Source organism: Mycobacterium sp. RTGN5, assembly GCF_033804465.1.
Lineage (GTDB): Bacteria > Actinomycetota > Actinomycetes > Mycobacteriales > Mycobacteriaceae > Mycobacterium.
This window is the reverse complement of record NZ_JAPZLA010000002.1, coordinates 694,902-720,796: the sequence shown is the minus strand read 5'-3', so window position 1 is coordinate 720,796 and position 25,895 is coordinate 694,902. Positions and strand designations below refer to the sequence as shown.

General features: G+C 68.1%; 23 protein-coding genes and 1 pseudogene. 11 read left to right on the top strand and 13 right to left on the bottom strand.

The genetic code is table 11. From position 1 onward, the window contains the following. Nucleotides 1-156: 156 nt before the first annotated feature. Entirely contained in the window at nucleotides 157-2,997 is a 2,841-nt protein-coding gene (gcvP, locus tag SLQ31_RS16180) for an aminomethyl-transferring glycine dehydrogenase (protein ID WP_319434689.1), read from the top strand. 17 nt (nucleotides 2,998-3,014) lie between these two features. Here the strand turns inward: gcvP and SLQ31_RS16175 are convergent, their stop codons facing one another. Beyond that, nucleotides 3,015-3,326 (bottom strand): hypothetical protein, encoded by a 312-nt coding sequence (locus SLQ31_RS16175; RefSeq protein WP_319434331.1) that lies wholly within the window; start codon nucleotides 3,324-3,326, stop codon nucleotides 3,015-3,017. A gap of 83 nt (nucleotides 3,327-3,409) precedes the next feature. Between SLQ31_RS16175 and SLQ31_RS16170 the strand changes: the two genes are divergently transcribed. Both SLQ31_RS16170 and SLQ31_RS16165 read left to right on the top strand, forming a co-directional pair. Then, complete coding sequence (locus tag SLQ31_RS16170) at nucleotides 3,410-3,649, top strand: hypothetical protein (protein ID WP_319434329.1); 240 nt, start codon at nucleotides 3,410-3,412, stop codon at nucleotides 3,647-3,649. Between the two features lie 13 nt (nucleotides 3,650-3,662). Further along, nucleotides 3,663-4,532, top strand: coding sequence for an alpha/beta hydrolase (locus SLQ31_RS16165; RefSeq protein WP_319434327.1), 870 nt, complete (start codon nucleotides 3,663-3,665; stop codon nucleotides 4,530-4,532). On the opposite strand, the gene SLQ31_RS16160 is transcribed toward SLQ31_RS16165, so the two are convergent. The 9 genes and pseudogenes from SLQ31_RS16160 to SLQ31_RS16120 all read right to left on the bottom strand — a co-directional run bounded on the left by SLQ31_RS16160 (nucleotide 4,529) and on the right by SLQ31_RS16120 (nucleotide 16,575). Further along, nucleotides 4,529-6,454: a substrate-binding domain-containing protein gene (locus tag SLQ31_RS16160; protein WP_319434325.1), complete on the bottom strand. Its 1,926-nt coding sequence runs from the start codon at nucleotides 6,452-6,454 to the stop codon at nucleotides 4,529-4,531. The two genes, SLQ31_RS16165 and SLQ31_RS16160, sit on opposite strands and share 4 nt — an antisense overlap. Nucleotides 6,455-6,477: 23 nt before the next feature. Next, nucleotides 6,478-8,692 (bottom strand): annotated as a pseudogene (locus tag SLQ31_RS16155) (malate synthase G); the annotation flags it as partial. 20 nt (nucleotides 8,693-8,712) lie between these two features. Next, nucleotides 8,713-9,636: a 3-methyladenine DNA glycosylase gene (locus tag SLQ31_RS16150; protein WP_319434323.1), complete on the bottom strand. Its 924-nt coding sequence runs from the start codon at nucleotides 9,634-9,636 to the stop codon at nucleotides 8,713-8,715. After that, the gene (locus tag SLQ31_RS16145; protein ID WP_319434322.1) at nucleotides 9,629-10,684 is read right to left on the bottom strand and encodes a hemolysin family protein; all 1,056 of its coding nucleotides are present in this window, start codon (nucleotides 10,682-10,684) and stop codon (nucleotides 9,629-9,631) included. The genes SLQ31_RS16150 and SLQ31_RS16145 overlap by 8 nt, the downstream gene beginning before the upstream one ends. After that, nucleotides 10,684-12,033, bottom strand: a complete 1,350-nt coding sequence (locus SLQ31_RS16140) for a hemolysin family protein (RefSeq protein WP_413642312.1) — start codon at nucleotides 12,031-12,033, stop codon at nucleotides 10,684-10,686. Before SLQ31_RS16140 ends, SLQ31_RS16145 begins: the two co-directional genes overlap by 1 nt. Nucleotides 12,034-12,262: 229 nt before the next feature. Then, nucleotides 12,263-13,699 carry a GuaB1 family IMP dehydrogenase-related protein gene (locus SLQ31_RS16135; RefSeq protein ID WP_319434319.1) on the bottom strand — a complete coding sequence of 479 codons (1,437 nt, stop codon included), beginning with the start codon at nucleotides 13,697-13,699 and terminating at the stop codon, nucleotides 12,263-12,265. A 19-nt stretch (nucleotides 13,700-13,718) separates the two neighbouring features. Then, nucleotides 13,719-15,173: an NADP-dependent phosphogluconate dehydrogenase gene (gene gndA / locus SLQ31_RS16130; RefSeq protein ID WP_319434317.1), complete on the bottom strand. Its 1,455-nt coding sequence runs from the start codon at nucleotides 15,171-15,173 to the stop codon at nucleotides 13,719-13,721. Nucleotides 15,174-15,217: 44 nt separating this feature from the next. Beyond that, nucleotides 15,218-16,144: a M56 family metallopeptidase gene (locus SLQ31_RS16125; RefSeq protein ID WP_319434315.1), complete on the bottom strand. Its 927-nt coding sequence runs from the start codon at nucleotides 16,142-16,144 to the stop codon at nucleotides 15,218-15,220. 14 nt (nucleotides 16,145-16,158) lie between these two features. After that, nucleotides 16,159-16,575 (bottom strand): BlaI/MecI/CopY family transcriptional regulator, encoded by a 417-nt coding sequence (locus tag SLQ31_RS16120; protein ID WP_319434687.1) that lies wholly within the window; start codon nucleotides 16,573-16,575, stop codon nucleotides 16,159-16,161. Nucleotides 16,576-16,817: 242 nt separating this feature from the next. Here SLQ31_RS16120 and SLQ31_RS16115 point away from each other — a divergent pair, with 242 nt between their 5' ends. From SLQ31_RS16115 to SLQ31_RS16080, 8 genes are all read left to right on the top strand, one after another. Beyond that, on the top strand, nucleotides 16,818-17,537 hold the full coding sequence (locus tag SLQ31_RS16115; protein WP_319434313.1) for an iron reductase: 720 nt from the start codon (nucleotides 16,818-16,820) through the stop codon (nucleotides 17,535-17,537). 174 nt (nucleotides 17,538-17,711) lie between these two features. Then, nucleotides 17,712-18,140, top strand: coding sequence for a PaaI family thioesterase (locus tag SLQ31_RS16110; protein ID WP_319434311.1), 429 nt, complete (start codon nucleotides 17,712-17,714; stop codon nucleotides 18,138-18,140). A 51-nt stretch (nucleotides 18,141-18,191) separates the two neighbouring features. Continuing rightward, nucleotides 18,192-18,494, top strand: coding sequence for an urease subunit gamma (locus tag SLQ31_RS16105; protein WP_319434309.1), 303 nt, complete (start codon nucleotides 18,192-18,194; stop codon nucleotides 18,492-18,494). 31 nt (nucleotides 18,495-18,525) lie between these two features. After that, a complete protein-coding gene (locus SLQ31_RS16100) occupies nucleotides 18,526-18,840 on the top strand; it encodes an urease subunit beta (protein ID WP_319434307.1) in 315 nt (104 codons plus the stop codon). Beyond that, nucleotides 18,837-20,558 carry an urease subunit alpha gene (locus SLQ31_RS16095; RefSeq protein WP_319434305.1) on the top strand — a complete coding sequence of 574 codons (1,722 nt, stop codon included), beginning with the start codon at nucleotides 18,837-18,839 and terminating at the stop codon, nucleotides 20,556-20,558. Before SLQ31_RS16100 ends, SLQ31_RS16095 begins: the two co-directional genes overlap by 4 nt. Before the next feature lie 10 nt (nucleotides 20,559-20,568). Further along, nucleotides 20,569-21,204: an urease accessory protein UreF gene (locus SLQ31_RS16090; RefSeq protein ID WP_319434303.1), complete on the top strand. Its 636-nt coding sequence runs from the start codon at nucleotides 20,569-20,571 to the stop codon at nucleotides 21,202-21,204. Nucleotides 21,205-21,214: 10 nt separating this feature from the next. Further along, entirely contained in the window at nucleotides 21,215-21,895 is a 681-nt protein-coding gene (ureG, locus tag SLQ31_RS16085) for an urease accessory protein UreG (protein ID WP_319434301.1), read from the top strand. A gap of 3 nt (nucleotides 21,896-21,898) precedes the next feature. Continuing rightward, nucleotides 21,899-22,525 (top strand): urease accessory protein UreD, encoded by a 627-nt coding sequence (locus SLQ31_RS16080; RefSeq protein WP_319434299.1) that lies wholly within the window; start codon nucleotides 21,899-21,901, stop codon nucleotides 22,523-22,525. On the opposite strand, the gene SLQ31_RS16075 is transcribed toward SLQ31_RS16080, so the two are convergent. From SLQ31_RS16075 to SLQ31_RS16065, 3 genes are all read right to left on the bottom strand, one after another. Further along, nucleotides 22,522-23,835 (bottom strand): HAMP domain-containing sensor histidine kinase, encoded by a 1,314-nt coding sequence (locus SLQ31_RS16075; RefSeq protein ID WP_319434685.1) that lies wholly within the window; start codon nucleotides 23,833-23,835, stop codon nucleotides 22,522-22,524. The genes SLQ31_RS16080 and SLQ31_RS16075 overlap by 4 nt on opposite strands. A 112-nt stretch (nucleotides 23,836-23,947) precedes the next feature. Beyond that, the gene (locus SLQ31_RS16070; protein WP_319434297.1) at nucleotides 23,948-24,313 is read right to left on the bottom strand and encodes a heme-binding protein; all 366 of its coding nucleotides are present in this window, start codon (nucleotides 24,311-24,313) and stop codon (nucleotides 23,948-23,950) included. Nucleotides 24,314-24,423: 110 nt separating this feature from the next. Then, entirely contained in the window at nucleotides 24,424-25,794 is a 1,371-nt protein-coding gene (locus tag SLQ31_RS16065; protein ID WP_319434295.1) for an NAD(P)/FAD-dependent oxidoreductase, read from the bottom strand. Nucleotides 25,795-25,895 lie beyond the last annotated feature (101 nt).

The following is a 25,895-nucleotide window of genomic DNA, read 5'->3' as shown; positions in this document are numbered from 1 at the left end:
CCTCTGGAAAGCGGTGACCTCGGTTGCCCGCCCATGGGGAAAGGCCCTAAAGCCGAATCTCTCAGGCGCCCGGTTTTGGGTGGACGACAGAGGGAGAGGACGCCGCTGACGGCTGCGTCCGCCCGAGTCAGGAGCCCCCTAGTGTCCGATCACACAGTGTCCGATCACACCCAGCCCACGTTCGCCGATCGTCATATCGGACCGGATTCCGATGCGTTAGCGACCATGCTTGAGGTCATCGGGGTCGCCTCACTCGACGAGCTGGCGGCCAAGGCATTGCCGGCCGGCATCCTCGACGCACTCGCCGATGGCTTGGCACCCGGTCTCGATCACCTGCCCGCCGCGGCCAGCGAGCATGAGGCGTTGGCCGAGCTGCGGGCATTGGCCGACACCAACACGATCGGCGTTTCGATGATCGGGCAGGGCTACTACGACACGCTGACTCCGCCGGTGTTGCTGCGCAACATCATGGAGAACCCGGCCTGGTACACCGCCTATACGCCGTATCAGCCGGAGATCAGCCAGGGCCGGCTCGAGGCGCTGCTGAATTTCCAGACCATGATCGCCGACCTCACCGGGCTGGATCTCGCGAACGCCTCGATGCTCGACGAGGCCACCGCCGCCGCCGAAGCGATGACCCTGATGCACCGCGCGACGCGGGGACCGGCCAACCGGCTGGCGGTGGACGAAGACCTGTTCGCCCAGACCGCGGCGATCCTGGCGACCCGCGCGGAGCCGCTGGGCATCGAGATCGTCACCACCGATCTGCGCAACGGGCTGCCCGACGGTGAATTCTTCGGTGTCATCGCGCAGCTGCCCGGTGCCAGCGGCCGGGTGACCGACTGGTCGAAGCTGGTCGAGTCGGCCCACGAGCGCGGCGCGCTGGTGGCGCTGGGCACCGACCTGCTGGCGCTGACACTGATCGCCCCGCCCGGCGAGTTCGGCGCCGACGTGGCGTTCGGCAGTGCCCAACGATTCGGTGTGCCAATGGGATTCGGCGGTCCGCACGCCGGTTTCCTTGCGGTGCACTCCAAGCACGCCCGCCAGCTGCCCGGCCGGTTGGTCGGGGTGTCGGTGGACGCTGATGGCGCACCCGCGTACCGGCTGTCGCTGCAGACCCGCGAGCAGCACATCCGCCGGGATAAGGCGACGTCCAACATCTGCACGGCGCAGGTGCTGCTGGCGGTGATGGCGGCGATGTACGCGAGCTATCACGGTCCGGAAGGACTGACCGGGATCGCCCGACGCGTGCACGGCCATGCCCGGTCGCTGGCCGCCGGCCTGGGTGCGGCCGGCGTCGACGTGGTGCACGACAGCTTCTTCGACACCGTGCTGGTGCATGTCCCGAACCGGGCCGCCGCGGTGCAGGCCGAGGCCAAGGGCCGCGGCATCAACATCTGGCGGGTGGACGCCGACCACGTGTCGGTCACCTGTGACGAGGCCACCACCGCCGCACACGTCGCACTGGTCCTCGAATCCTTTGGCGCATCCGCCGCCGGGAAGTACACCGGCCCTGAGATCGATTCGCGGACAAGCGAATTCCTCACCCATCCGGCGTTCCACCGGTACCGCACCGAGACCGAGATGATGCGCTACCTGCGCACGCTGGCCGACAAGGACATCGCACTGGATCGCAGCATGATTCCGCTGGGCTCCTGCACGATGAAGCTCAACGCTGCCGCCGAGATGGAGTCGGTCACCTGGCCCGAGTTCGGCCGCCAGCACCCGTTCGCGCCGGCCGGCGACACTCCTGGACTGCGCAAGCTGATCGCCGACCTGGAGACCTGGCTGACCGGCCTGACCGGATATGACGCAATCTCGTTGCAGCCCAACGCGGGATCGCAGGGTGAGTATGCGGGCCTGCTGGCCATCCGCGACTACCACGTGGGCCGCGGCGACACCGCCCGCGATGTCTGCCTGATCCCGTCGAGCGCGCACGGCACCAACGCCGCGTCGGCGGCGATGGTCGGGATGCGGGTAGTCGTGGTGGCCTGCCGGGAGAACGGCGACGTCGACCTGGATGACCTGCGCGCCAAGGTGACCGAGCATGCCGACAAGCTGGCCGCGTTGATGATCACCTACCCGTCGACGCACGGGGTGTACGAACACGACATCGCCGACGTCTGCGCGGCGGTGCACGACGCCGGTGGGCAGGTCTACATCGACGGCGCCAACCTCAACGCTCTGGTGGGGCTGGCCCGGCCGGGCAAGTTCGGCGGCGACGTCAGCCATCTGAACCTGCACAAGACGTTCTGCATTCCGCACGGTGGCGGTGGTCCTGGCGTCGGGCCGGTGGCGGTGCGTTCGCACCTCGCCGCGTTCCTACCGGGGCACCCGCTGGCCGAGGAGCTGCCGAAGGGGCACCCGGTGTCGGCGGCACCCTATGGTTCAGCGTCGATCCTGCCGATCACGTGGGCCTACATCCGGATGATGGGCGGCGACGGGCTGCGCAACGCCACGCTGACGGCGATCGCGTCAGCCAACTACATCGCCCGTCGCCTCGATGAGTACTACCCGGTGCTGTACACCGGCGAGAGCGGCATGGTGGCTCACGAGTGCATCCTCGATCTGCGGGGCATCACCAAGGCCACCGGCGTCACCGTCGACGATGTGGCGAAGCGGTTGGCGGACTTCGGTTTTCACGCGCCGACGATGAGTTTCCCAGTGGCGGGCACGCTGATGGTCGAGCCGACCGAGAGCGAGAGCCTGACCGAGGTGGACGCGTTCTGCGAGGCGATGATCGCCATCCGCGCCGAGATCGACAAGGTCGGTTCGGGGGAGTGGCCGGCTGAGGACAACCCGTTGCGTAATGCGCCGCATACCGCCGAGTGCCTGCTGGTCGACGAGTGGACGCACCCGTACACCCGCGAGCAGGCGGCCTACCCGCTGGGTAAGCACTTCCGCCCGAAGGTGTGGGTGCCGGTGCGCCGCATCGATGGCGCGTACGGCGACCGCAACCTGGTGTGCTCATGCCCGCCTGTGGAGGCATACGCCTAGAACACGGCGGGATTCAGCTACGGGGCGTAGCAGGGCTCCGCGCCAGGGGTGTAGTACTCCAGCCCGGTCGGCGAGATACACGGCGCCTCTCCGGGGAAGGAGGGAACCAGGGCGTACGCGTAGCTTTCCGGGAAGCCGTAGCGCACCCAGTCACCGGCCACCGCCGCGTCGACGGCGTCGCCGGCGATACCCGGGGTGCATCCGCCGACGTTCACGCGCCGTCCACCGATATCGCCGCATACATCGGCTTGAGCCGCCGGAGCGATCACCACAGGGATTGCCGACATTGCGGCCACGCTCAGCAGAATCGCTGCAAATTTCTTTGACATGTGGTCATTGTCGCAAGACAAAAGGCATTCGTTACGCCGAAACGTAGACTCGGCCGTGCCTGCGGCCTGATGGAAGGAGCCCGGTGACTCTCACGCTGCGCGTCGTCGTGACGACGTTGACGGCCCTGACCTTCTGGTTGTTGGGTAGCCCAGTGGCCGCCGCCACGGCGGAATCCGGTGGATCGGACTCCACGAGATCGATGCTGTACGCGGGGATCGCCGGTTTGGCCGTCGGTGGCGTGATCGCTTTCGTGCAGTCACGGAGACGCCGGCGCAACGACGTCGAAGAGCCTGACGGCGAACGGGATTCGTCCGACAGCTGATAGCGTCACCCTCGTGCTGCCCGCCAGCGTTCGCCAGTGGCAAGAGGGTGGACGGATGCTGCCCACCAGCGCAGGGTCGGTATTCGTCCGATCCCAATCGGGTCGGGGACCGGCTGTCCTTCTGCTGCACGGCTTCCCATCCAGCTCCTACGACTTCCGCGGGGTCGTCGATCGTCTCGGTGACCGCGCCTGGCTGACCCTGGACTTCCTGGGCTTCGGCTTGTCCGACAAACCCCGCCCGCATCGCTACAGCCTGCTCGAGCAGGCCGATATCGTGCAGCAGGTGGTTGCCGACGTCGCACCCGGCCCGGTGGTGCTGCTGGCCCATGACATGGGCACCTCGGTGGCCACCGAACTGCTGGCCCGTGACGTCTCCGGCGTGCTGCCCTTCGAGATTCAGCGGGCTGTGCTCACCAATGGCAGCGTGATCATCGAGCGAGCCAGCTTGCGGCCGAGCCAGAAGATCCTGCGCGGCCCGTTGGGCCCGATCCTCGCGCGGCTGACCAATAAACGGGGCTTCCTGCGCGGCTTCGCCCGACTGTTCAGCGCCGCACACCCGCTGTCCGACGATGAGGCACAGGCCCAGTGGGCACTGCTGGCCCGCGACGACGGCCACCGGATCCTGAACCTGCTGTGCGCCTACCTCAACGAGCGGGTGCGCTTCGCGCCACGCTGGCACGGCGCCGTGCGTGACTGGGACAAGCCGTTGGGATTCCTCTGGGCCACCGGTGATCCCGTCGCGACCACCAACGTGCTGGCCGGCCTGCGCGAGCTGCGGCCCGCCGCCGAGGTGATCGAGCTGCCGGGCATCGGCCACTACCCGCAGATCGAGGTACCCGACGAATTCACCGCCGGCGCACAGCAGTTACTGCGCCTCAGTTAGGACAGCAGCTGACTGACCGCGCTCGCCAAATCCGGCGAGTCCGATGTGGCGACGTTCTGATACGCACCGCCCGAGGTCTGCGCAACCGCCTCCCAGGTCGCCCGGTCGGAGTCGTCGCCGAAGTCGATGATGTTGATCGCCACCGGTTTGGCCGGATTGACGACCGACTTGACGAACTGCACCAGGCCGGGACCGTCCAGCGTCTGGTCGCTGTGCGGACCCTGGGTGATCACCAGCATCGAATTGGACTGTCCGTCACGGAAGTTGGCCAGTGCTTCGCCGTAAGCCAGGCGCAGCGTGGTGAACGACACCGCACCGCTTCCGGACGGCGACAGACCAGCCAACATGCCGGTCAACGCTGCGGAGCGCGGCTGCCCGTCGATCTGGTCCGTCAGCGGTCCCATCGGCACCACCGACTTGCCCTCGACTCCGTTGAACGTCCACAGCCCTAGGGCGGCGTTCGGCGGAAGCGCACCGATGCGGTTGTTCAGCGCGGCCACCACATTGGCCAGCCGTGACTTTCCGCCCTCGTCGGCGCTCATCGCCTGGTTCAGCATGATCGTGGTGGCCGACCCCGTGGCCGGACTGGACAGCGCCGCGGCCAGGGTGGCCCGCTCGGACTCGTCGCCAATGGACACCGGCGCACCCAGCTGAGGGAAGGTGACGACGTCGTTGCCCTGCGGGGTGGTGCCCTCGGCCCGGAAACCGGCCTTCGCCAAGGCGGTCAGCTGCTCGGGTTTGCGCATGAACCGGGCGAATTCGCTGGCGGCACTGACCTGCTCGCTGGACAGCCACGTTCCGGACAGCAGCACGGTGGGGTAGTCGGCGATCGCTACCGGCCCCGAGGGCAGCCATTCCGCGACGGTGTTCTTGGCGTCGGGTGCCGATGCCCGGCCGAACAGCTGCTGCTCGGTGGTCGCCACGGCATGCACCGGCGCACCGGCCGCGTCACCGGCGCCAAGTAGCGCCTTCCATGCTGCGTCGGCGGTGTTGTCGGCCAGCTTGGGCTGACCGGCGACCAGCGCGTTGACGGCACCAAGGCCCGCGGTGGCCGGCGCGTTCGCCGGAGCCGACGCGGAGGCGACGGCCTCGGCGGTCAGATAGGTGGCGTCGGCGTTGCCTGCGGTCGGCAGCGCCAGCCGCAGCGAACCCCAACCGGGCAGGTTCAGCGCGTCCAGTGCCGTGGGGTTGTTCTGCAGGCCCGGCAACGCCGCCCAACTCTGTTGAGCCAACGCGTCTTTGAGCTGCGGGCGCACCGCGAGGACCACCGGCGAGCTGGCCAGCGAGCGGGCGTCGCTGACCACCTCCTTACCGGCGGTGGCCTGCAGTCGTGCCTCGGCATTGGAACTGGCAGGTATCCACAGAGCCGGCCGCTCGCCGAGATCACCGGGCCAACTGGAGACAAACCCGTCGACCACGCGGTCCGAATCGGCCGCCGTCACAACCATCTTCACGCAGCGATCGCCGACCGGGGTGACGACGGCGTTGAAACTTTCGGCGAACTTGCTGACGTCGGCGGCGATCGACGGATCCGCGACCACCCCGACGTTGACGGCGCCGGCCAGGCATTTCGAAGCGGCATCGGTCGAGCGGTGCGAGAGCGCGTCACCGAAGAACCGCCAGAGGATCACCGCGCCGACGACCACCACCACGGTGACGAGGGCGGCGATCACGCTGAGGCTCACGCCGCGACGGCCGGTCTCGCTGCGGTGGCCACCTTCGAAGACGGCGGCCCGCCGGCGAGCGGTGTCGGTCAGCGGTGACGGCTCGTAGCCGGCATCACCGGCATCGTCGCCCGTGTCCCCGTCGGCGAGATCGTCACCGGGCCGGGCGAATCGGGCCGTCGGGCTGTCCGGCACGTCAGCAGGCTCGTCCTGTTCGCCGAAGGACTCCCCGGGACCGGGTCTGCTGTGCCTGCCCATGGCGGTGCTTGATCCTCTTTCGTCGAACGGTCGTGCGGTGCGGGCTTGCGGTCAGGCGCCGGCGCTGGCCTTGTACTCCCGGCGACGCCGATGCAGGATCGGCTCGGTGTAGCCGTTGGGCTGCGCGGCGCCGGCCAGGATCAGCTCCTGAGCTGCCTGGAAGGCGATGCTGCCATCGGGATCCGGTGCCATCGGGCGGAATTCGGGGTCGTGAGCATTCTGCTCGTCGACCACCGCGGCCATCCGGCGCAGGCTCTCCCGAACATCGTCGGAGGTGATGACGCCGTGACGCAACCAGTTCGCCAGCAGCTGGCTGGAGATACGCAGTGTGGCACGGTCTTCCATCAGCGCGATGTCATGGATGTCGGGCACCTTCGAGCAGCCGACACCGGCATCGATCCAGCGCACCACGTAGCCCAGGATCGACTGGCAGTTGTTGTCGACCTCTTCGTGGATCTCTTCCGGCGACCAGGCCAGTTCCTGAGCCAGCGGGATCGTCAGCAACTCGTCGAGGGTGGTGCGGGACTCTCCGGCCAGCTCCTTGTGCACCTTGTAGACGTCGACGAGGTGGTAGTGCATCGCGTGCAGCGTCGCCGCCGTCGGGGACGGCACCCACGCCGTGGTGGCACCGGCCTTGGGCTGGCCGATCTTCTGCTCGACCATGTCGGCCATCAGGTCGGTCATGGCCCACATGCCCTTGCCGATCTGGGCGCGGCCGGAGAACCCGGTGGCCAGGCCGACGTCGACGTTCTGGTCCTCGTAGGCCGAGATCCACGGCTGGGTCTTCATGGCGCCCTTGCGGATCATCGGGCCGGCTTCCATCGAGGTGTGGATCTCGTCGCCGGTGCGGTCCAGGAAGCCAGTGTTGATGAACGCCACCCGGTCGGCGGCGGCCTTGACGCAGGCCTTGAGGTTGGCCGACGTGCGGCGTTCCTCGTCCATGATGCCGACCTTGATGGTGTTCTGCGGCAGGCCAAGCACGTCCTCGACGCGGCTGAACAGTTCGCAGGTGAAGGCGACCTCGTCAGGCCCGTGCATCTTGGGCTTGACGATGTAAATGGAGCCCGTCCGGCTGTTCCGGCGCGGGCTGCCGTCCTCGGCCCGCAGGCCGTGGCTGGCGATCAGGCTGGTGAACAACGCGTCCTGGATGCCCTCGTAGATCTCGTTGCCGTCGGCGTCCACGATCGCGTCGTTGGTCATCAGGTGTCCAACGTTGCGGACGAACAGCAGGCTGCGGCCGGGCAGGGTTAATTCACCCTCGTCGGGAGTCTTGTAGGTGCGGTCGTCGTTGAGCACCCGGGTGAAGGTCTTGCCGCCCTTGCTGACCTCTTCGGCCAGATCGCCGCGGTTCAGGCCCAGCCAGTTGCGGTAGCCGAGCACCTTGTCGTCGGCGTCGACGGCGGCCACGGAGTCTTCGAAGTCCATGATCGTGGTGATCGCCGACTCCAGCACGACATCCTTGATGCCGGCCCGATCGGTCTTGCCGATGGGGGACTCCGGGTCGATCAGGACCTCGATGTGCAGGCCGTTGTTGACCAGCAGCACCGACCACGCCGGGGAGCCGAGTTCGCCGGTGTAGCCGAGGAACTTCTCCGGGCTGACCAGGCCGGTGGATGTCCCGTCGCCCAAGGCGATTTCGAGTGCGCTCTCGGTGACGCTGATTCCGGTGGCGTCGGCCCAGGAGCCGTCGGCCAGCGGCACCGCTTGGTCGAGGAAGTTGCGGGCGTAGTCGATGACCTTGTCGCCGCGGACCTTGTTGTAGCTGCTGCCCGGTTCGGCGCCGCCGTCGGTGCTGATCACGTCGGTGCCGTAGAGCGCGTCGTACAACGAGCCCCAACGGGCGTTCGCCGCGTTCAGCGCGAAGCGGGCGTTGAGGATCGGAACCACCAGCTGCGGCCCCGCGGTGGTGGTGATCTCGTCATCGACACCGGAGGTGGTGATGGTGAAGTCCGCGGGCTCGGGTTGCAGATAGCCGATATCGCGCAGGAACTGCTGGTACTCACCGGCGTCGATACCGCCGATGATCCGCTGCCGGTGCCACTTGTCGATCTGGGCCTGCAGATCGTCGCGGCGAGCGAGCAGGTCCTGATTCTGGGGAGTGAGGTCGGCGACGACCTTGTCCACACCGGACCAGAAGCTGTCGGGGTCGATCCCGGTGCCGGGTAGCGCCTCGTTGGTGATGAAGTCGTACAGCACCTGCGCCACACGCAGATTGCCCACGGACACTCGTTCGGTCATCTGTCCTCCCTCACGGCAAATCAATTCATCTTACCCGCAGGTAGGAACCCCTCCGACAAGCTGTCGTAGGCGCAGTTGCGCCGGTCACAGGCCAGCAGTCGTTCGCACGTCCGCCACAGTGCCGCGCGCAAGGGTGCCGCGCGTTCGCTGATGAGTGTCTGGCGACGCACGTATTCGGCTCGTCCGGCGGGTTCCTCGACGGCGATCGGCTCGAATCCGAGGCTCGTCAGATCGTAGGGGCTGGCGCGCATGTCCAGCTCGCGCGCCTCGGCGGCCAGTTCCAAACAGTCCACCAGCAGCTGCGAGTCGACCAGCGGGCCGAGCTTGTAGCTCCACTTGTAGAGGTCCATGTTGGCGTGCAGGCACCCCGGCTGTTCCCAGTCGCGCTGGTCGGCCCGGGTCGGCACGCCGCGGTTGCGGGGCGCGGCCGCGTCGGTGAAGAACCGGAACGCGTCGAAGTGGGTGCAGCGCAACGGCATCGACTCGACCACGGCATCGGTGCCGGCCGCGCCCAGCCGCAGCGGCAGCCGGCCGTGCCGAACCGCGTCGGTGCGGTAGACCATCGCCCACTCGTGCATGCCGAAGCAGCCGAATTGTGGTGCGCGGTCTTCGGTGGCCCGCAGCAGGTCGGCGACGAAGCCGACGGTGTCCAACCGCGAACGCAGGTAGTCCGCGCTGACGGTGACGCCGTCCGCACTCGCCGTGTAGCCCGCGCGGTCGAGGTACTCGGCGGCCGCGGATCCCGCGAGTGTGGTGCCGTAGCCGGGGTGCCAGACCCGCAGCTGGCGGGGGCGCAGGCTGTAGTAGCTGAACAGGAAATCCCACACCGGGTGCGCCTCACCACGCTGCGCCCGACGGCCGTGCGGGCCGGTGAAGGTCTCGACCCGGGTTCGGTGGGTCGCCGCCCTGGCCGTCCACTCGTGCTCGGTGAGCACGTCAGTCACGGTGCATCCCGTCGCGCACCGTGCCGACCAGGTCCTCGACGAGATCTTCCAGCGCGACCATCGCACACACCGCCCCGTCGGTGCCCGTCACCAGCGCCAGGTGACTGTTGTCCCGGCGCAGCTGCGAGAGGGCATCGGGCAGCGCCATATCGGCGGCGACCCGGGGCAGATGACGCACCACCGAGACGTCGATCACCGAATCGGGGTCGTCGATCTGGCTGAGCACATCCTTGATGTGCAGATAGCCGATCAGGCTGTCGTCGGCACCCACCACCGGGAAGCGGGAGTAGCCCGTCTCGCGCAACGCCTGCTCGACCGCGCTGACCGTGGGTCCGCGACCGGGCCCGGCGACCGGGATCGCGCGGATTTCGCTGAGCGGGACGGCCACATCGTTGACGACACGGTTGCGGATCTGCAGCGCCCGCGTCAGTCGCATGTGTTCTTCGGGGTCGAGCAAGCCCTCGGAGCGGGACTCGGCGATCATCTCGGCCAGCTCGACGGTGGAGACGGTGACGTCGAGTTCGTCCTTGGCTTCGACACCGAACACCTTCAGCGTGCTGTTCGCCGCCCAGTTGTAGAACCCGATGAACGGCCGGACGCATCGCACGTACAGCAGATAGGCCGGCATCAACAGCATCGCCGTCTTCTCCGGACCGGCGATCGCGATGTTCTTGGGCACCATCTCGCCGAGCAGGACGTGCAGGATCACCACGACGGCCAGCGCCACCACGAATGACACCGTGTGCAGCAGCGCGTCGGGCACCCCGACCAGATCGAACGAGTCCTCCAGCAACCCGGCCACCGCCGGCTCGCCGACCCGACCCAACAGGATCGAGCACACCGTGATGCCCAGCTGGGCGCCGGCCAGCATCAGTGACAGCTGCTCACCGGCCCGCAGCACCGTGACCGCGCTCCGCTTGCCTTGTTCGGCAAGGGTTTCCAGCTTGTCGCGGCGGGCCGAGATCAATGCGAACTCGGAACCGACGAAGAATGCGTTGGCGCCCAGCAGCACGATCGTCAGCAGTACACCCAGGACGTCGGCACCCATCAGTGCTCCCCGCTGTCGCTGGGGCGTCCCAGGTCGGTCAGCACCAGCTGATCGATGCGGCGGCCGTCCATCTCGGCGACGGTGGCGCGCCAGCGGACCGGATCGTCGAACGGGCCGTCGGGGTCGAAGGCGGTCAGTTCCACCGATTCACCCGTCTCGGGGATGTGACCCAGCTTCTCGAGCACCAGTCCGCCGATGGTTTCGTATTCGCCTTCGGGCGCCCGGAACCCCGTCGCCTCGGCCACTTCGTCGATGCGCAGCAGGCCCGACACCTGCCAGCCCAGACCGGACTTCTGGAAGTCGGGCGTGGAGTCGTCATGCTCGTCGCGGACGTCACCGACGATCTCCTCGATCAGGTCCTCCACCGTGACCATGCCCGCGGTGCCGCCGTATTCGTCGACCACCATCGCGGTCTGCAATCCGTGGGTGCGCAGCTGAGCCATCAGGGCGTCACCGTCAAGGCTCGACGGCACGGTCAGCACCGGGATCGCCAGCGTCATCAATTTCGTCGTTGCCCGCTGGGCGGCGGGCACGCTGAACACCTGCTTGACGTGCACGATGCCGATGGTCTCGTCCAGGTCGCCGTTGACGATGGGGAAGCGGGAGAAGCCGGTGTTGAACGAGGCCGTCACCAGATCGCTGACCGTGTCGTCGGACTCCAGCGCTTCGATCTCGGTGCGCGGTGTCATGAACTCTTCGGCGATCCGCGAGCCGAACTGCAACGACCGATTGACCAGCGCCGCGGTGGCCTCGTCGAGTGAACCGTGCTGAGCCGAACTGCGAACCAGCGCACCGAGTTCCTCGGGAGAGCGCGCCGAACGCAGCTCCTCGGCCGGTTCGATGCCCAGGCGGCGCAGGATCCAGTTGGCGGTGCCGTTGGTGGCCCTGATCGCCGGTGTCATCACGGTGGAGAACGCCAGCTGGAATCCGGCTGTCGCCCGCGCGGTCGGCACCGCGTGCGCCACCGCCAGATTCTTGGGCACCAGCTCGCCGAACACCATCGACAGCGAGGTGGCGATCAGGATGGCCAGCGCCAGCGCGATCCCCGTCGCCGCGCGGTCCGGCACGTGAAGGAACTCCAGAACCGGGTCGAACAACCGTGCCAGCACCGGTTCGGCGAGGTAGCCGGTGGCCAGGGTGGTGATCGAGATCCCGAGCTGCGCGCCGGACAACTGGAACGACAATGTGCGGTGGGCGCGCTGAACGAGGCCGTCCCGGCGGTCGCCGGTGCGGGCGTTGGAGTCGACAGTGCTGCGCTCCAGGGCGGTCAACGAGAACTCGGCGGCCACGAACAGTGCCGTTCCGAGCGTCAGCACGACGATCGCCAACACGCTCAACAACGTGAACATGACGGTCACCGGGCGCGTGCCCTCACTGCCTTGAACTCGCCGGGCCCTGCGCCCGGCCGACTAGTGGAAGGTTCTGCCCCGGAATCGTCCCCAGGGGAATCGTCTGCGAACCGCTCATCACAGGCAGCCCGATCCGCGGGGGCCTCGATGGGTGCCTGCGGCACGGGATCCCTTCCTCGATGGGGCAAACAAATCCCTATGTTAGCGCCCTTACTCGCCGCACCCCGGCTCACCAGCCCGCAGGCAGCGGATGCCCTTCGGCGAAGCCGGCCGCCGACTGCACGCCCACCACCACCCGCTCGTGCAGCTCGGCGATGGTGGCCGCGCCCACGTAGGTGCAGGTGCTGCGGACCCCGGAGGTGATGTGGTCGAGCAGGTCTTCCACACCGCCGCGGTCGGGATCCAGCGCCATCCTCGAGGTCGAGATGCCCTCCTCGAACAGCGCCTTGCGGGCCCGGTCGAAGGCGCCGTCGGCGCTGGTGCGGGCGGCCACCGCGCGCTTGGAGGCCATGCCATAGCTCTCTTTGTAGGGCCGGCCGTCGCGATCGCGCATGAGGTCGCCGGGCGATTCGTACGTGCCGGCGAACCACGACCCGATCATCACGTTGGAGGCACCGGCCGCCAGGGCCAATGCCACGTCGCGGGGATGGCGGACCCCGCCGTCGGCCCACACGTGCCCGCCGAGTTCCCGTGCAGCTGAGGAACATTCGAGTACCGCGGAGAACTGCGGGCGGCCGACGCCGGTCATCATCCTGGTGGTGCACATCGCGCCGGGGCCGACGCCCACCTTGACGATCGATGCTCCGGCCCCGATCAGGTCGCGGGCACCTTCGGCGGAGACGACGTTGCCCGCCGCCAGCGGGATGCCGAGGTCCAGCGACGAAATCGCTTTGATCGCGTCGAGCATCTTGAACTGGTGGCCGTGGGCGGTGTCGACCACGAGGACGTCGACGCCGACCTCGGCCAGCGCCTTCGCCTTGGCGGCCACGTCGCCGTTGATCCCCACCGCCGCGGCGATGCGCAGCCGGCCTGCGCTGTCGACGGCGGGGGTGTAGATGCCGGCGCGCACCGCGCCGATGCGGGTCAGCACCCCGGCCAGTGCGCCGTCGGCGTCGGTGAGCACGGCCACGTCCACCGGCGCGTGCTCGAGCAGTTCGAACACCTGGCGGGGTTCGGTGTGCACCGGCACGCTGACGAAGTCGGTGACCGCGATGTCACGCACCCGGGCGAACCGGTCGACACCCGCGGTGGCGGCCTCGGTGACCAGGCCGACGGGCCTGCCCTCGAACACCACCACCGCGACGCCGTGAGCTCGCTTGTGGATCAGCGCGACGGCATCGGAGACCGAGTCGTCGGGCGCAAGGACGACGGGGGTGTCGGCCACCAGGTCGCGACTCTTGACGAAGTCGACGGTCTGCTTGACGGCCTCGATCGGCAGGTCCTGCGGCAGCACCACGATCCCGCCGCGGCGGGCGACCGTCTCAGCCATCCGCCGCCCGGCCACCGCGGTCATGTTGGCCACGACGACCGGGATCGTCGTGCCGGTGCCGTCGGCGGTCGACAGGTCGACATCGAACCGGGAGGCGACGTCGGACCGGTTAGGGACGATGAAGACGTCGTCGTAGGTCAGGTCGTACGGGGGCCGCTGGCCGTCGAGAAACTGCACGTACCTCAGGATACTGGGGCTAGGCCTGGACCTCGGTGCGGTCGCCGCTCCACAGGGTGTGGAAGCGCGCGGCGGGATCGGCGTCGGTCCGGCCGTAGGTGTGCGCGCCGAAGAAGTCGCGCAGACCCTGGGTCAGTGCCGCGGGCAGCCGCTCGGTGCGCAGCGCGTCGTAGTAGGACAACGCGGAGGCGAAGCCGGGGACCGGGATGCCGAGTTCGGTGGCCTTGACCACGACCCGACGCCAGCTGTCGATGCCTGCCTCGACGGCGTCGCGGAAGTACGGCGCCGAGATCAACGTGGCCAGCTGCGCATCCTCGTCGAATGCTTCCTTGATGCGGTTGAGGAACTTGGCCCGGATGATACAGCCGCCGCGCCAGATGGTGGCCATGTCGCCGAGCGTGATGTTCCAGTCATACTCGGCACTGCCTGCCTGAATCTGGTTGAAGCCCTGGGCGTAGGCGATGATCTTCGACGCGTACAGCGCCTTGCTGACGTCGTCGATGAATTGCTTTGCGTCCGTGGGGCGTTCACCCAAGTCGCCGGAGGCCAGTCGGGTGGTGGCCTTGCGCTGAGCGACCGAGCCGGACAGCGCCCGGGCGAACACGGCCTCGGCGATACCGGTCACCGGCACCCCGAGGTCGAGCGCGGACTTGACCGTCCAGCGGCCGGTGCCCTTCTGTTCGGCCTCGTCGAGGATGACGTCGACCAGTGGTTTGCCGGTCTTGGCGTCGGTCTGCTTGAGCACCTCGGCGGTGATCTCGATGAGGTAGCTGTCCAGGTCGCCCTTGTTCCACTCGGCGAAGATGTCGGCGATCTCGGGTGCGGTCTTGCCGAGCCCGTCGCGAAGCAATTGGTAGGCCTCGCCGATCAACTGCATGTCGGAGTACTCGATGCCGTTGTGCACCATCTTCACGAAGTGGCCGGCGCCGTCGGGGCCGATGTGGGTGCAGCAGGGAACGCCGTCGACGTGCGCGGAGATCTCCTCGAGCAGCGGGCCCAGCGACTTGTAGGACTCGGCGGGACCGCCCGGCATGATCGAGGGCCCGTTGAGGGCACCTTCCTCGCCGCCGGAGATGCCCGCGCCGACGAAGTGCAGGCCGCGTTCGCGCACGGCTTTCTCGCGGCGAATGGTGTCGGTGTAGAGCGCGTTGCCGCCGTCGATGATGATGTCGCCCGGCTCGAAGACGTCACAGAGTTCGTTGATCACCGCATCGGTGGGATCGCCGGCCTTGACCATGATCAGCGCGCGGCGCGGCCGTTCCAGCGCGGCGGCGAATTCGGCCATCGTCTCGGCGCGCACGAAGCTGCCCTCGGAGCCGTGCTCGGCGATCAGGGCATCGGTCTTGGCGACCGACCGGTTGTGCAACGCGACGGTGTAGCCGTGGTGGGCGAAGTTGCGCGCGATGTTGGAGCCCATCACCGCCAATCCGGTAACACCGATCTGTGCGGTACCGTTCGTCTGCGGTGAGCTCATCTGGCGCCTTTCGATTGTGTGAATTTTATTGTGGCAGAACAGTTTTAAGACAGAAACAACCGATGCAGCTCAGTCAGCCACGGCATCGCGACCGCGACCGTCGGCACCACGAGAACCGCGGCGGCGGTGGCGTAGGCGGCCAGCGACAGCAGCAGACTGTTTCCCCGGCCGCACAGCCGGCGCACCCGGATCACCGTCGTAGGGCCGCCCGCGGCCAGCGCACCCTTTGGCGTGCGTCCCGACGCGCAGGCCACCAGGGCGCGGGCCAGGGGAGTGGGTCCGGCGGTCCGCACCGCCGCGTCGTCGGCGAGCAACTCGACGAGTAACCGCACCGCGTTCAGTGCGCTGCCGCTGCGGACGAAGCGGGGGAAGGCGGTATGCACGGCGATGAACGCCTCGAGCACCAGATCGTGGCGCGCGCGCAGATGGGCACGCTCATGGCTGAGGATCGCCGCTAGTTCGTTGTCGCTCAACGCCGCCAGGGTGCCCTCGCTGAGCACCACCCGGCTGCGCACCCCGGGCAGGCAGTAGGCCAGTGGTTCGGCCACGTCCAGCACCCGCAACCCGCTCACACCGTGCCGACACTCACCGAGCAGATCCACCACCATCCGGTGGTGCGCCCGGCGGCGCCGGGTGGCTACCGCAACCTCAACGCCGGCGACCAGCAGCCGGGCACCGATGAACAGGGTTACGGCGAACACCAGGACATATGCCAGCCACAACGGCCAGCCCAGCACTGCGATCTCACTGGTGATCGTCGCCGTCGGGCGCCCATCGGGGCCAGGGACGAACAGCCGGCTCGCGATCGACAGCCCGGCGCTGAAAGCGGACAGGACCGCGGCCACCGCAATCGACTGCCACAGCACGATCGCCGCCCGCGGCGCGCGCAGTGGCCAAGACGCTCGGGCCAGCAGCGCAGGCACAGGACCAACCAGCATCAAGGCGAGGAAGGTGAAGGCCAGCGCGGACACGCTGACAGTGTCCCTCAGACGCTGGGTGCGCCGCCAGCGGGCCAGGTTGAACGGTGCCTGGATTCTAATTCCGCCAGCGCGCGGCGCAAGGCGTCTGCCTCGTCGACCCCGACCCGCTCGACGAAGTGCACCAGCGCCGCCTGCCGGTCGCCGGAATCGGATGCCTGATCAAGCGCGTCGACCAGCAGGCCGGCGACCAGTTCGTCGCGACCGTGCACCGGTGCGTACTGATGAGCCCGGTCATCACGGATCTGGGATACCAGGTTCTTGCGCGCAAGCCGCTGCAGGACCGTCATCACCGTGGTGTAGGCGAGATCGCGCTCGGTACAGAGGGCCTCATGGACCTGACGAACCGTCAACGGCTCACCAGCTGCCCACAAGTGGTCCATCACCGCGCGTTCAAGTTCGCCGAGACGAGTCAACTTGGCTATTTCCGTTCATTTCGTAGCAGTGAAGCCAGAGTACTCCCGGTTACTACCGGGCGTCGTATGTAACTTTCCGGATCAACTCCGGGCGGCCCCGATGCGTTCCCCCGCCCCGGTCCTGGGGCTGGTAACCGCAGGACAGGCCGCCGAACCGTTGAGCCAACTGTGACGGCATTCACATTAGGCAATGCTAACCTTCCTACGCCTCTTATGGTTAGGCTCACCTAACTGTAATCGAGGAGGTGTCCGTGACCACAGCCGTGGTTGACCCGTTGATCGACGGAATGACCATTCGCCGCATGCTGCCCCTGCACGAATCCAGCAGCCGCGTACGCGCGCTGAGCCCGGATTCCCCGCGGGTGCACGGGGTGGCAGTCATGGCCGATGTATCCCGACGCCGTTGGTGGGCACTGGACTCGGTGCGGACAACGAGCCGGCTGGCCGACATGTTCGAGGCCGCCGTCGCCGAGCTGGGCGACCGCCGCGCCGTCGCCACCCAGCTGGCTGCCACGTTCACCCACGCCGTGCTGGGCCGGGCGGTCACGCTCTTCGTGCTCGAGGGCCGGGTATGGGACACCGGGCCGGGCAACCTCTGGATGCACGTCGACTCCGAGGGCGCGATCGACTGGACCGCGGTGGTGGACCCGACGCTTCGGGTGCTGCCCGACGATCCCGCGCTGACCGGCGTGGTCCGGCTGCCCAACGAGCTCGCGCTGGCGACGTGGACAGCACACCGCTCCCACCGCTCGCTGGAGCCGATCTTCGAGTATCTGCACGAGCTCAGCCGTGGCTCGGTCACGCCGGCGGCGATGTGGCGGATGGTTGGTTCGGCGGTGGTCATCACCGCCACCCAGGTCCCCGTGCTGACCGGCAGTGGCGAGGTCACGTGCATGCGCCGCGGCCAGTTGGTGCTCGACGCCCTCAGCGGCTTCGGCCTTCCGGTGCGAACACTGCGCCGAACGGGGTAGGTCTTGTGACTTAGGCAAGCCTTGCCTATGGTGATACCAACAAAGACGAACGGACCGAGCCGGATGTCCTGAGGGCTGCAGAGACACCACGGTCCGTGCTGAGGACGGGCCCCGCGTTTTATGCGCGGGGCCCGTCCCTCATCTCAGGCACCTGCCTGGTGTAGACACAGATGCGTGCAATCAGAGCAGTCGCCGATCGAGCAGATCGCCTTCTCCGCCCCGTTCGACAACGAGCTTGGCCTGGTGTTCACCGAGCTGACACCGGACGGCGCGAAGGCGCAGCTGGAAGTCCAGCCCAAGCTGCTGCAGCCGATGGGCATCGTCCACGGCGGGGTGTACTGCTCGATGATCGAGTCGATGGCCAGCACGTCGGCCTTCGTCTGGCTGGCCGCCAATGGCGGCGGCAACGTCGTCGGCGTCAACAACAACACCGACTTCCTGCGGGCGATCTCCGGCGGCACCGTCTACGGAGCCACCGAACCGGTGCACCGCGGCCGCAGGCAGCAGCTGTGGCTGGTGACCATTCGCGACGACAAGGACCGGCTGGTCGCCCGCGGCCAGGTGCGCCTGCAGAACCTGGAGCCCGAGCCGCCGCAGGCGTAAGGGCGCCCGCCGCCCTGCTGATCCCGTCCTGCCATGGCAGGATCGCGCTCTATGCGACTCTCACCGCATGAAACCGACCGGCTGCTGATCTCCTATGCGGCCGACCTCTCCCGCCGCCGGCAGGCGCGCGGTCTGCGGCTCAACCATCCCGAAGCGGTCGCGCTCATCACCGACCACGTCCTGGAGGGTGCGCGCGACGGCCGCACCGTGGCCGAGCTGATGATCAGCGGACGCGAGGTCCTGTCCCGCGACGACGTGATGGAGGGCGTGCCGGAGATGCTGCACGACGTGCAGGTCGAGGCGACGTTCCCGGACGGCACCAAATTGGTCACCGTCCACCACCCGATCCCGTGAGCCCCCGTCCTGTGAGTTTGTGGAAGACAGCATGATTCCGGGCGAGGTCTTCCTCGGCGACGGCGACATCGAGATCAATGCCGGCGCTCCACGCATCGAACTGGAGATCGTCAACACCGGCGACCGGCCGGTGCAGGTCGGCAGCCATGTGCACCTGCCGCAGTCCAACGCCGCGCTGTCCTTCGACCGCACGGCCGCCCACGGGCATCGCTTCGACATTCCCGCGGGCACCGCGGTGCGCTTCGAACCCGGTGTGGCGCAGCGGGTTCACCTGGTGCCCCTCGGCGGCCTGCGCGAGGTGCACGGCCTGAGCCTGAACCCACCCGGAAAGCTGGATGCTGAATGACCGAGCTGTCCCGGGCCCGCTACGCCGCGCTGTTCGGCCCCACCACCGGCGACCGGATCCGGCTCGCCGACACCGACCTGATCGTCGAGATCACCGAGGACCGCAGCGGCGGGCCGGGATTGGCCGGCGACGAGGCGGTGTTCGGTGGCGGCAAGGTGCTGCGCGAATCGATGGGCCAGAGCCGGGCCACCCGCGCCGACGGCGCACCCGACACCGTGATCACCGGGGCGGTGATCATCGATTACTGGGGAATCATCAAGGCGGACATCGGCATTCGTGATGGCCGCATCGTCGGCATCGGCAAGGCCGGCAATCCCGACATCATGTCCGGCGTGCACCCCGATCTGGTGATCGGCCCGTCGACGGAGATCATCGCCGGCAACGGCCGCATCGTCACCGCAGGGGCCATCGACTGCCACGTGCACCTGATCTGCCCGCAGATCATGGAGGAGGCCATCGGCGGCGGCATCACCACGATCGTGGCCGGCGGCACCGGGCCCGCCGAAGGCTCGAAGGCCACCACTGTGACGCCGGGTGCATGGCATCTGGCCCGCATGTTGGAAGCGCTGGACCATTGGCCGCTGAACATCGCGCTACTGGGCAAGGGCAATACCGTCAGCCACGAGGCGATGTGGGAGCAGTTGCGTTCGGGAGCAGCGGGTTTCAAGTTGCACGAGGACTGGGGGACCACCCCCGCCGCGATCGACGCCTGCCTGACGGTGGCCGAAGCCGCCGGGGTACAGGTCAACATCCACACCGACACCCTCAACGAGGCCGGCTTCGTCGAAGACACCCTGGCCGCGATCAAGGGCCGCAATATCCACGCCTATCACACCGAGGGGGCGGGCGGGGGGCACGCACCGGACATCATCACCGTCGCGGCCGAGTCCTATGTGTTGCCCAGTTCGACCAACCCGACCCGGCCGCACACCATCAACACCCTCGACGAACATCTCGACATGCTGATGGTCTGTCATCACCTGAACCCCAGCGTGCCTGAGGATCTGGCGTTCGCCGAGAGCCGCATCAGGCCGTCGACCATCGCCGCCGAGGACCTGCTGCACGACATCGGGGCGATCTCGATGATCGGCAGCGACGCCCAGGCCATGGGCCGCATCGGTGAGGTGGTGCTGCGCACCTGGCAGACCGCGCACGTGATGAAGCGCCGACGTGGAGCCTTGGAGGGCGACGGTGCGGCGGACAACCACCGGGTGCGCCGCTATATCGCGAAGTACACGATCTGCCCGGCCGTCGCCCATGGTCTCGACCACGAGGTCGGTTCGGTCGAGGTTGGCAAGCTGGCCGACTTGGTGCTGTGGGAACCGGCGTTCTTCGGGGTGCGCCCGCACGCGGTAGTCAAGGGCGGGATGATCGCCTGGGCCGCGATGGGCGACGCCAACGCCTCCATTCCGACCCCGCAGCCGGTGTTGCCGCGCCCGATGTTCGGGGCGGCACCCGCCGCGGCAGCGGCCACCTCGCTGCACTTCGTCGCCCCGCAGGCCATCGAGGACGGGCTGGCCGACCGGATCGCGGTCAGCCGCCGCCTGGTGCCGGTGGGCAACGTGCGTGCCGTCGGCAAGGCGCAGATGCCACTCAACGACGCCCGGCCCCGCATCGAGGTCGATCCCGACACTTTCACCGTGCGCATCGACGGCGAGGTCTGGGCCGAGCAACCCGCGACCGAGCTGCCGATGGCTCAGCGTTACTTCCTGTTCTGATGACGTTCTGATGGCCGCCCTGACCACACTGCTGACCCTCGCCGACTCGCGGTTGCCGACCGGGGGACACGTGCACTCCGGCGGAGTGGAGGAGGCGATCACCAGCGGGCTGGTCACCGACCTCACCACGCTGGAGGCCTACCTGCGCCGCCGGATCCGCACCAGCGGTCTGGTCACGGCGTCCATCGCGGCCGCCGTGCACCGCGGCGACCTGACGGTGGCCGCCGCCGATGCCGAAACCGATGCCCGCACACCGGCACCGGCAGCCCGGCAGGCCTCCCGCGCGCAGGGCCGGGGGCTGCTGCGGCTGGCCCGTCGCGTCTGGCCAGCCGCACAGTGGGACGCACTCGGCCCCCGCCCGCATCTGCCGGTGACCGCAGGCCGCGTCGGCGCCGCCAGTGGACTGCAGCCCGAGCAGACCGCGCTGTCGCTGGTGTACACCACGATGACCGGCTCCGCGACCGCCGCACAGCGGCTGCTCGCGCTGGATCCCGCCGATGTCGCGGTGCTGACCTTCGATCTGGCGCAGCTGTGCGAAGAAACCGCCGAGCTGGCCGCCACCGCGCTTGCCGACCTGTCCGACCCGCTGCTCGATGAAGTGGCGCAGCGCCATGCGCAACGAGAACGTCCCCTGTTCGTCTCCTGAAAGAGCTTGTATGCCTCCACATTTCATTGACGGCCAACCGCACGCCCATACCGACCGGCCGAAGCGCACCCGCCTGCCTGGGGAACCGCTGCGCATCGGGATCGGTGGCCCGGTCGGTTCGGGCAAGACCGCGCTGGTGGCTGCGCTGTGCCGCCAGCTGCGCGACGAACTGTCGCTGGCGGTGTTGACCAACGACATCTACACCACCGAGGACGCCGACTTCCTGCGCCGCCATGCGGTTCTGCCCGACGACCGGATCGCGGCCGTGCAAACCGGCGGCTGCCCGCACACCGCGATCCGCGACGACATCACCGCCAACCTCGACGCGATCGACGACCTGATCGCCGGCCACGAACGGCTGGACCTCATCCTGGTCGAGTCGGGTGGCGACAACCTGACCGCGACGTTCTCCTCCGGACTTGTCGACGTGCAGATCTTCGTCGTCGACGTGGCCGGCGGGGATAAGGTGCCGCGCAAGGGCGGGCCGGGCGTCACGTTCTCGGATCTGTTGGTGGTCAACAAGACCGACCTGGCGCCGCTGGTCGGTGCCGACCTTGACGTGATGCGCACCGACGCGGCCAAGGTACGCGAGGGCAGGCCGACCGTGCTGATCTCACTGACCGAGGATCCCGCGGCATCCCCGGTCCTGTCGTGGGTGCGCGAGCAACTGCGCGTCGACCAGCCGGCCTGAGCAATGCGTTCCGACGTCCTGGTGGTGGCCCAGCCCGGGCGGCTGCCCCGCATCGAGTGCCGCGGCGGCCTGGCCGCACGGCACACCGAACCCGACACCGTGCACCTGGTGTCGGCGGCGGCCACCCCCTTGGGTGGGGACACCATCTCGATCCGGCTGATCGTGGAACCTGGTGCGCGACTGCGCCTTCGCAGTGTCGCGGCCACGGTGGCACTGCCCGGCGCAGCGACCACACAGTCGCAGGCATGCTGGCACATCGAGACCGACGGCGAGCTGGACGTCGATCCCGAGCCGACCGTCGTGGCCGCCAATGCCCGCCATCTCAGTGAGCTCACGGTCTGTCTGGCCGAAACGTCCCGGCTGCGGATCCGGGAGCGGGTACAGATCGGCAGAACCGGTGAGCGCGAGGGTTTTTGGAGCGGCGCCATGCGGGCCGACGTGGCCGGCACGCCGCTGCTGCGACACCGGGTCGAGCTGGGACCGGGCGCGGTGGCCGACGACGCGCTTGGCACTCCGCTGGCCTGCGTGAGCGAACTGCGTTACCCCGAGCCGGCCGAGGACGCCGCGGGCATCACCCTGACACTGGCCGCCGGCGGCAGCATCTCGACCTGGCAGGGCGCCCGGCTCTAGTCGCGCGAACCAGCGAGGTTGAGCACCAGCCGGGCACCGCCGAGCGGGCTGGCGTGCAACGCGGCTGTGCCGCCGTGCAATTCGGCCTGCTGAGCGACCAGGGCCAGTCCAAGGCCCGATCCCGACCGCGATGCGGTGGAGCCGCGGGAGAACCGCGCGAACACCGCTGCGCGCTCCTCTTCGGGCACCCCGCTGCCGTTGTCGTCGATCGTGATCTGCACGCCATCGGCGGAGCTGGACACCGACAGCTGGACTTCGGTGGCGGCACCGTGTTTGACGGCGTTGGCGATCGCGTTGTCGATGACCAGCCGCAGCCCGACCGGTAGGCCCACCATGAGCACCGCGGGCGACGGGACCAGCGAGACCTCGAGGTCGCGGTAGATGCGTTCGGCGTCGTGGGCGGCCCGGTCGAGCAGTTCAGTCACGTCGAACGGCACGAAGTCGTCGGCGGTGGTCAGCTCGCCCTGGGCGAGTCGCTCCAGGGCGGTCAGCGTGGCCTCGATGCGGCTCTGCGTGCGGATGACGTCGCCGATCACCTCGGTGCGCTGTTCGGGCCCGAGATCCAGGGTGGAGAGCACCTCGAGGTTGGTTCGCATGGCGGTCAGCGGGGTCCGCAGCTCATGGGAAGCCACGGCGGCAAAGTCGCGGGCGGACTCGAGGGCGGCCTTGGTGCGAGCCTGTTCGTCGCCGATCCGGGCCAGCATGCCCTCGACGGCCTCGGCGATTTCCACCGCCTCCTTGACCCCGCGCACTTGTACCTCGTCGGGGTTGGACTGGGCGTTGATCGCGCGGGCCTGCTGGGCCAGCACCCGGAAGGGGTTGATCATGATCAGTGAGATCAACCAGCCGATCACCACGGTGCCTGCGATCACCCCGGCACAGATCAACAGCACTCGAAGGTGCAGTTCGGCGATCCGGCGCTGGGTCTCGGCCAGTGGGGCGCCCAGGGCGATCGTGGCCCCGCCCACCGAGAAGGTGCGCACCCGGTACTCGACACCGTCGATGGCGGTGTTGGCATAGCCGTCGCTCAGTGCGGGCAGTACCACGTCGGTGGGCACCGACATCGCCATCGCCCCGACCCGGATCGTGCGCACCAGGTTTCCGTCGGGAGTGGGCGAGCCGGCCCCGCCGGGCCCTGCGGTGGTCAGCAGCGAGCTGACGTCGCCAAGGCTGCTGACGGAATCCAGCCGCCGGTCGAGCTGGCTGTACTGGTCGTTGGTGACACCCACCCACACCCAGGTGCCCAGCGTCAGCACCAGGATCACCACGGACAGCGCCGCGACGATCACGATGGTGCGCAGCGAAAGCATGCGGGTGGGGAGTCGTTGCAGCACGCGGTAGACGATCTCGTCGGGCTTTACGACCACGCCGACAACCTTAGGGTGCGCCGCTGAAACGGCGCCGGGCCACGCCGAAGCGGTGCTAGACGATGCCCGGGGCCAGCGGACGCTGGATGAGGCCGCAGCGGCTGCGGAAATCGGTCGACGGCTGGCGGATGCCCTCCAGGTCGGCGCGAATGCCCGGGTTGGCGTTCAGGTACTGCTGGGTCTGGCTGGTGACCTGAGCCTTGGGCAGGCCCTGCAGGCCGCTGAAGAACCCGTTGACGTCGGGATGCGTGAACAGATAGTCCGACATCGCCGCCGATACGCCCGCCATGATTCCGGTCATGTCTGCGGTGGTGCAGTTGGGCGGCGGGTCGGCAGCAGCGGGCCCAGCCACGCTGAGCAACACCGCAGCGGCGCCAAGCGCTGCCGCAGCTGCGCGTCGCACAGAACGATTGGATGTCATTCGGGCCCCCTCGTTATGGAACTGTCGTCGCTGATCATGCTAGGGCACCAGTGCCCCAACGCGTTGATTTCCGCGCCGCTCACGGGCGATTCCCAGCCAACACCGCTGGGTCAGCTGGCGGCTTTCTCGTCCTCGACCGTCGCCGCGATTTCCTGCAGCTGCTCAATTCTGGTGCGCGCGTACGCCTGCTGCTCGGTAATCGTCAGCTGACTGCGGCCGCGGCCCAGGAATGTCGTGGTCCACGACAGCATGGTCGCGATCTTCGTTTTGAAGCCGACGAGGTAGACCAGGTGCAGGAAGAGCCACGCCAGCCACGCGAAGAATCCGGCGAACTCGATCTTGCCGATCTTGGCCACCGCATTGAACCGGGACACGGTCGCCATCGAGCCCTTGTCGAAGTAGCTGAACGGTTGGCGGGCAGCCGGATCGGCGCCCTTGAGCTCCGACTTGACCAGGTTGGCCACGTACTTGGCGCCCTGGATAGCGCCCTGCGCCATGCCGGGGACACCGTCGACGAGCGCCATATCGCCGATCACGAACACGTTCGGGTGCCCGGGAATCGACAGATCGGGCCCCACCTTGACCCGTCCGGCGCGGTCGATTTCGGCGTCGGACTGGTTGGCGATGATCTTGCCGAGTGGGCTGGCCGACACACCGGCCGACCACACCTTGGTGGCGGCCTCGATGCGGTCGATGGTGCCGTCGGGACGCTTGACGGTGATCCCGTTGCGGTCGACGTCGGTCACCATCGCGTTGAGCTGGATTTCGACGCCAAGCTTCTCGAGCCGGTCCTGCGCCTTCTTGCCGAGCTTTTCGCCCATCGGCGGCAGCACCGAGGGTGCGGCGTCCAGCAGGATCACCCGTGCCCGGGTGGAGTCGATATGGCGGAACGCGCCACGCAGCGTGTGATCGGCCAGCTCGGCGATCTGCCCGGCCATCTCGACACCGGTCGGGCCTGCGCCGACCACGACGAAGGTCAGCAGTTTCTGGCGGCGCTCGGGGTCACTGGACCGCTCGGCCTGCTCGAATGCGCCGAGGATGCGGCCACGGAGTTCCAGGGCGTCGTCGATGGTCTTCATGCCGGGTGCCCACTCGGCGAACTGGTCGTTGCCGAAGTACGACTGCCCGGCACCGGCGGCGACGATCAGGGTGTCGAACGGGGTCCGGTAGGTGTGGCCCAGCAGGATCGAGTCGACGGTCTTGCTCGCCAGGTCGATATTGGTGACCTCACCGAGCAGCACCTGGCAGTTCTCCTGATTGCGCAGGATGACCCGGGTGGGCGGGGCGATCTCGCCTTCGGAGATGATGCCCGTCGCCACCTGGTACAGCAGCGGCTGGAACAGGTGATGGGTGGTCTTGGCGATCAGCTTGATGTCGACGTCGGCTCGCTTGAGCTTCTGCGCGGCATTCAGGCCGCCGAACCCCGAACCGATGATGACGACCTTGTGCTTATCCGTTGGAGTTGCACCAGGATGGGTCATTTCTGCTCCTCAAAGCATGCACAGGACACTTACTACGGTAGTCGCCCGGCCGACAGACTTCGCGTCGGTCCCCGGGCAGAGCAGGTGATGTATGCCACCCC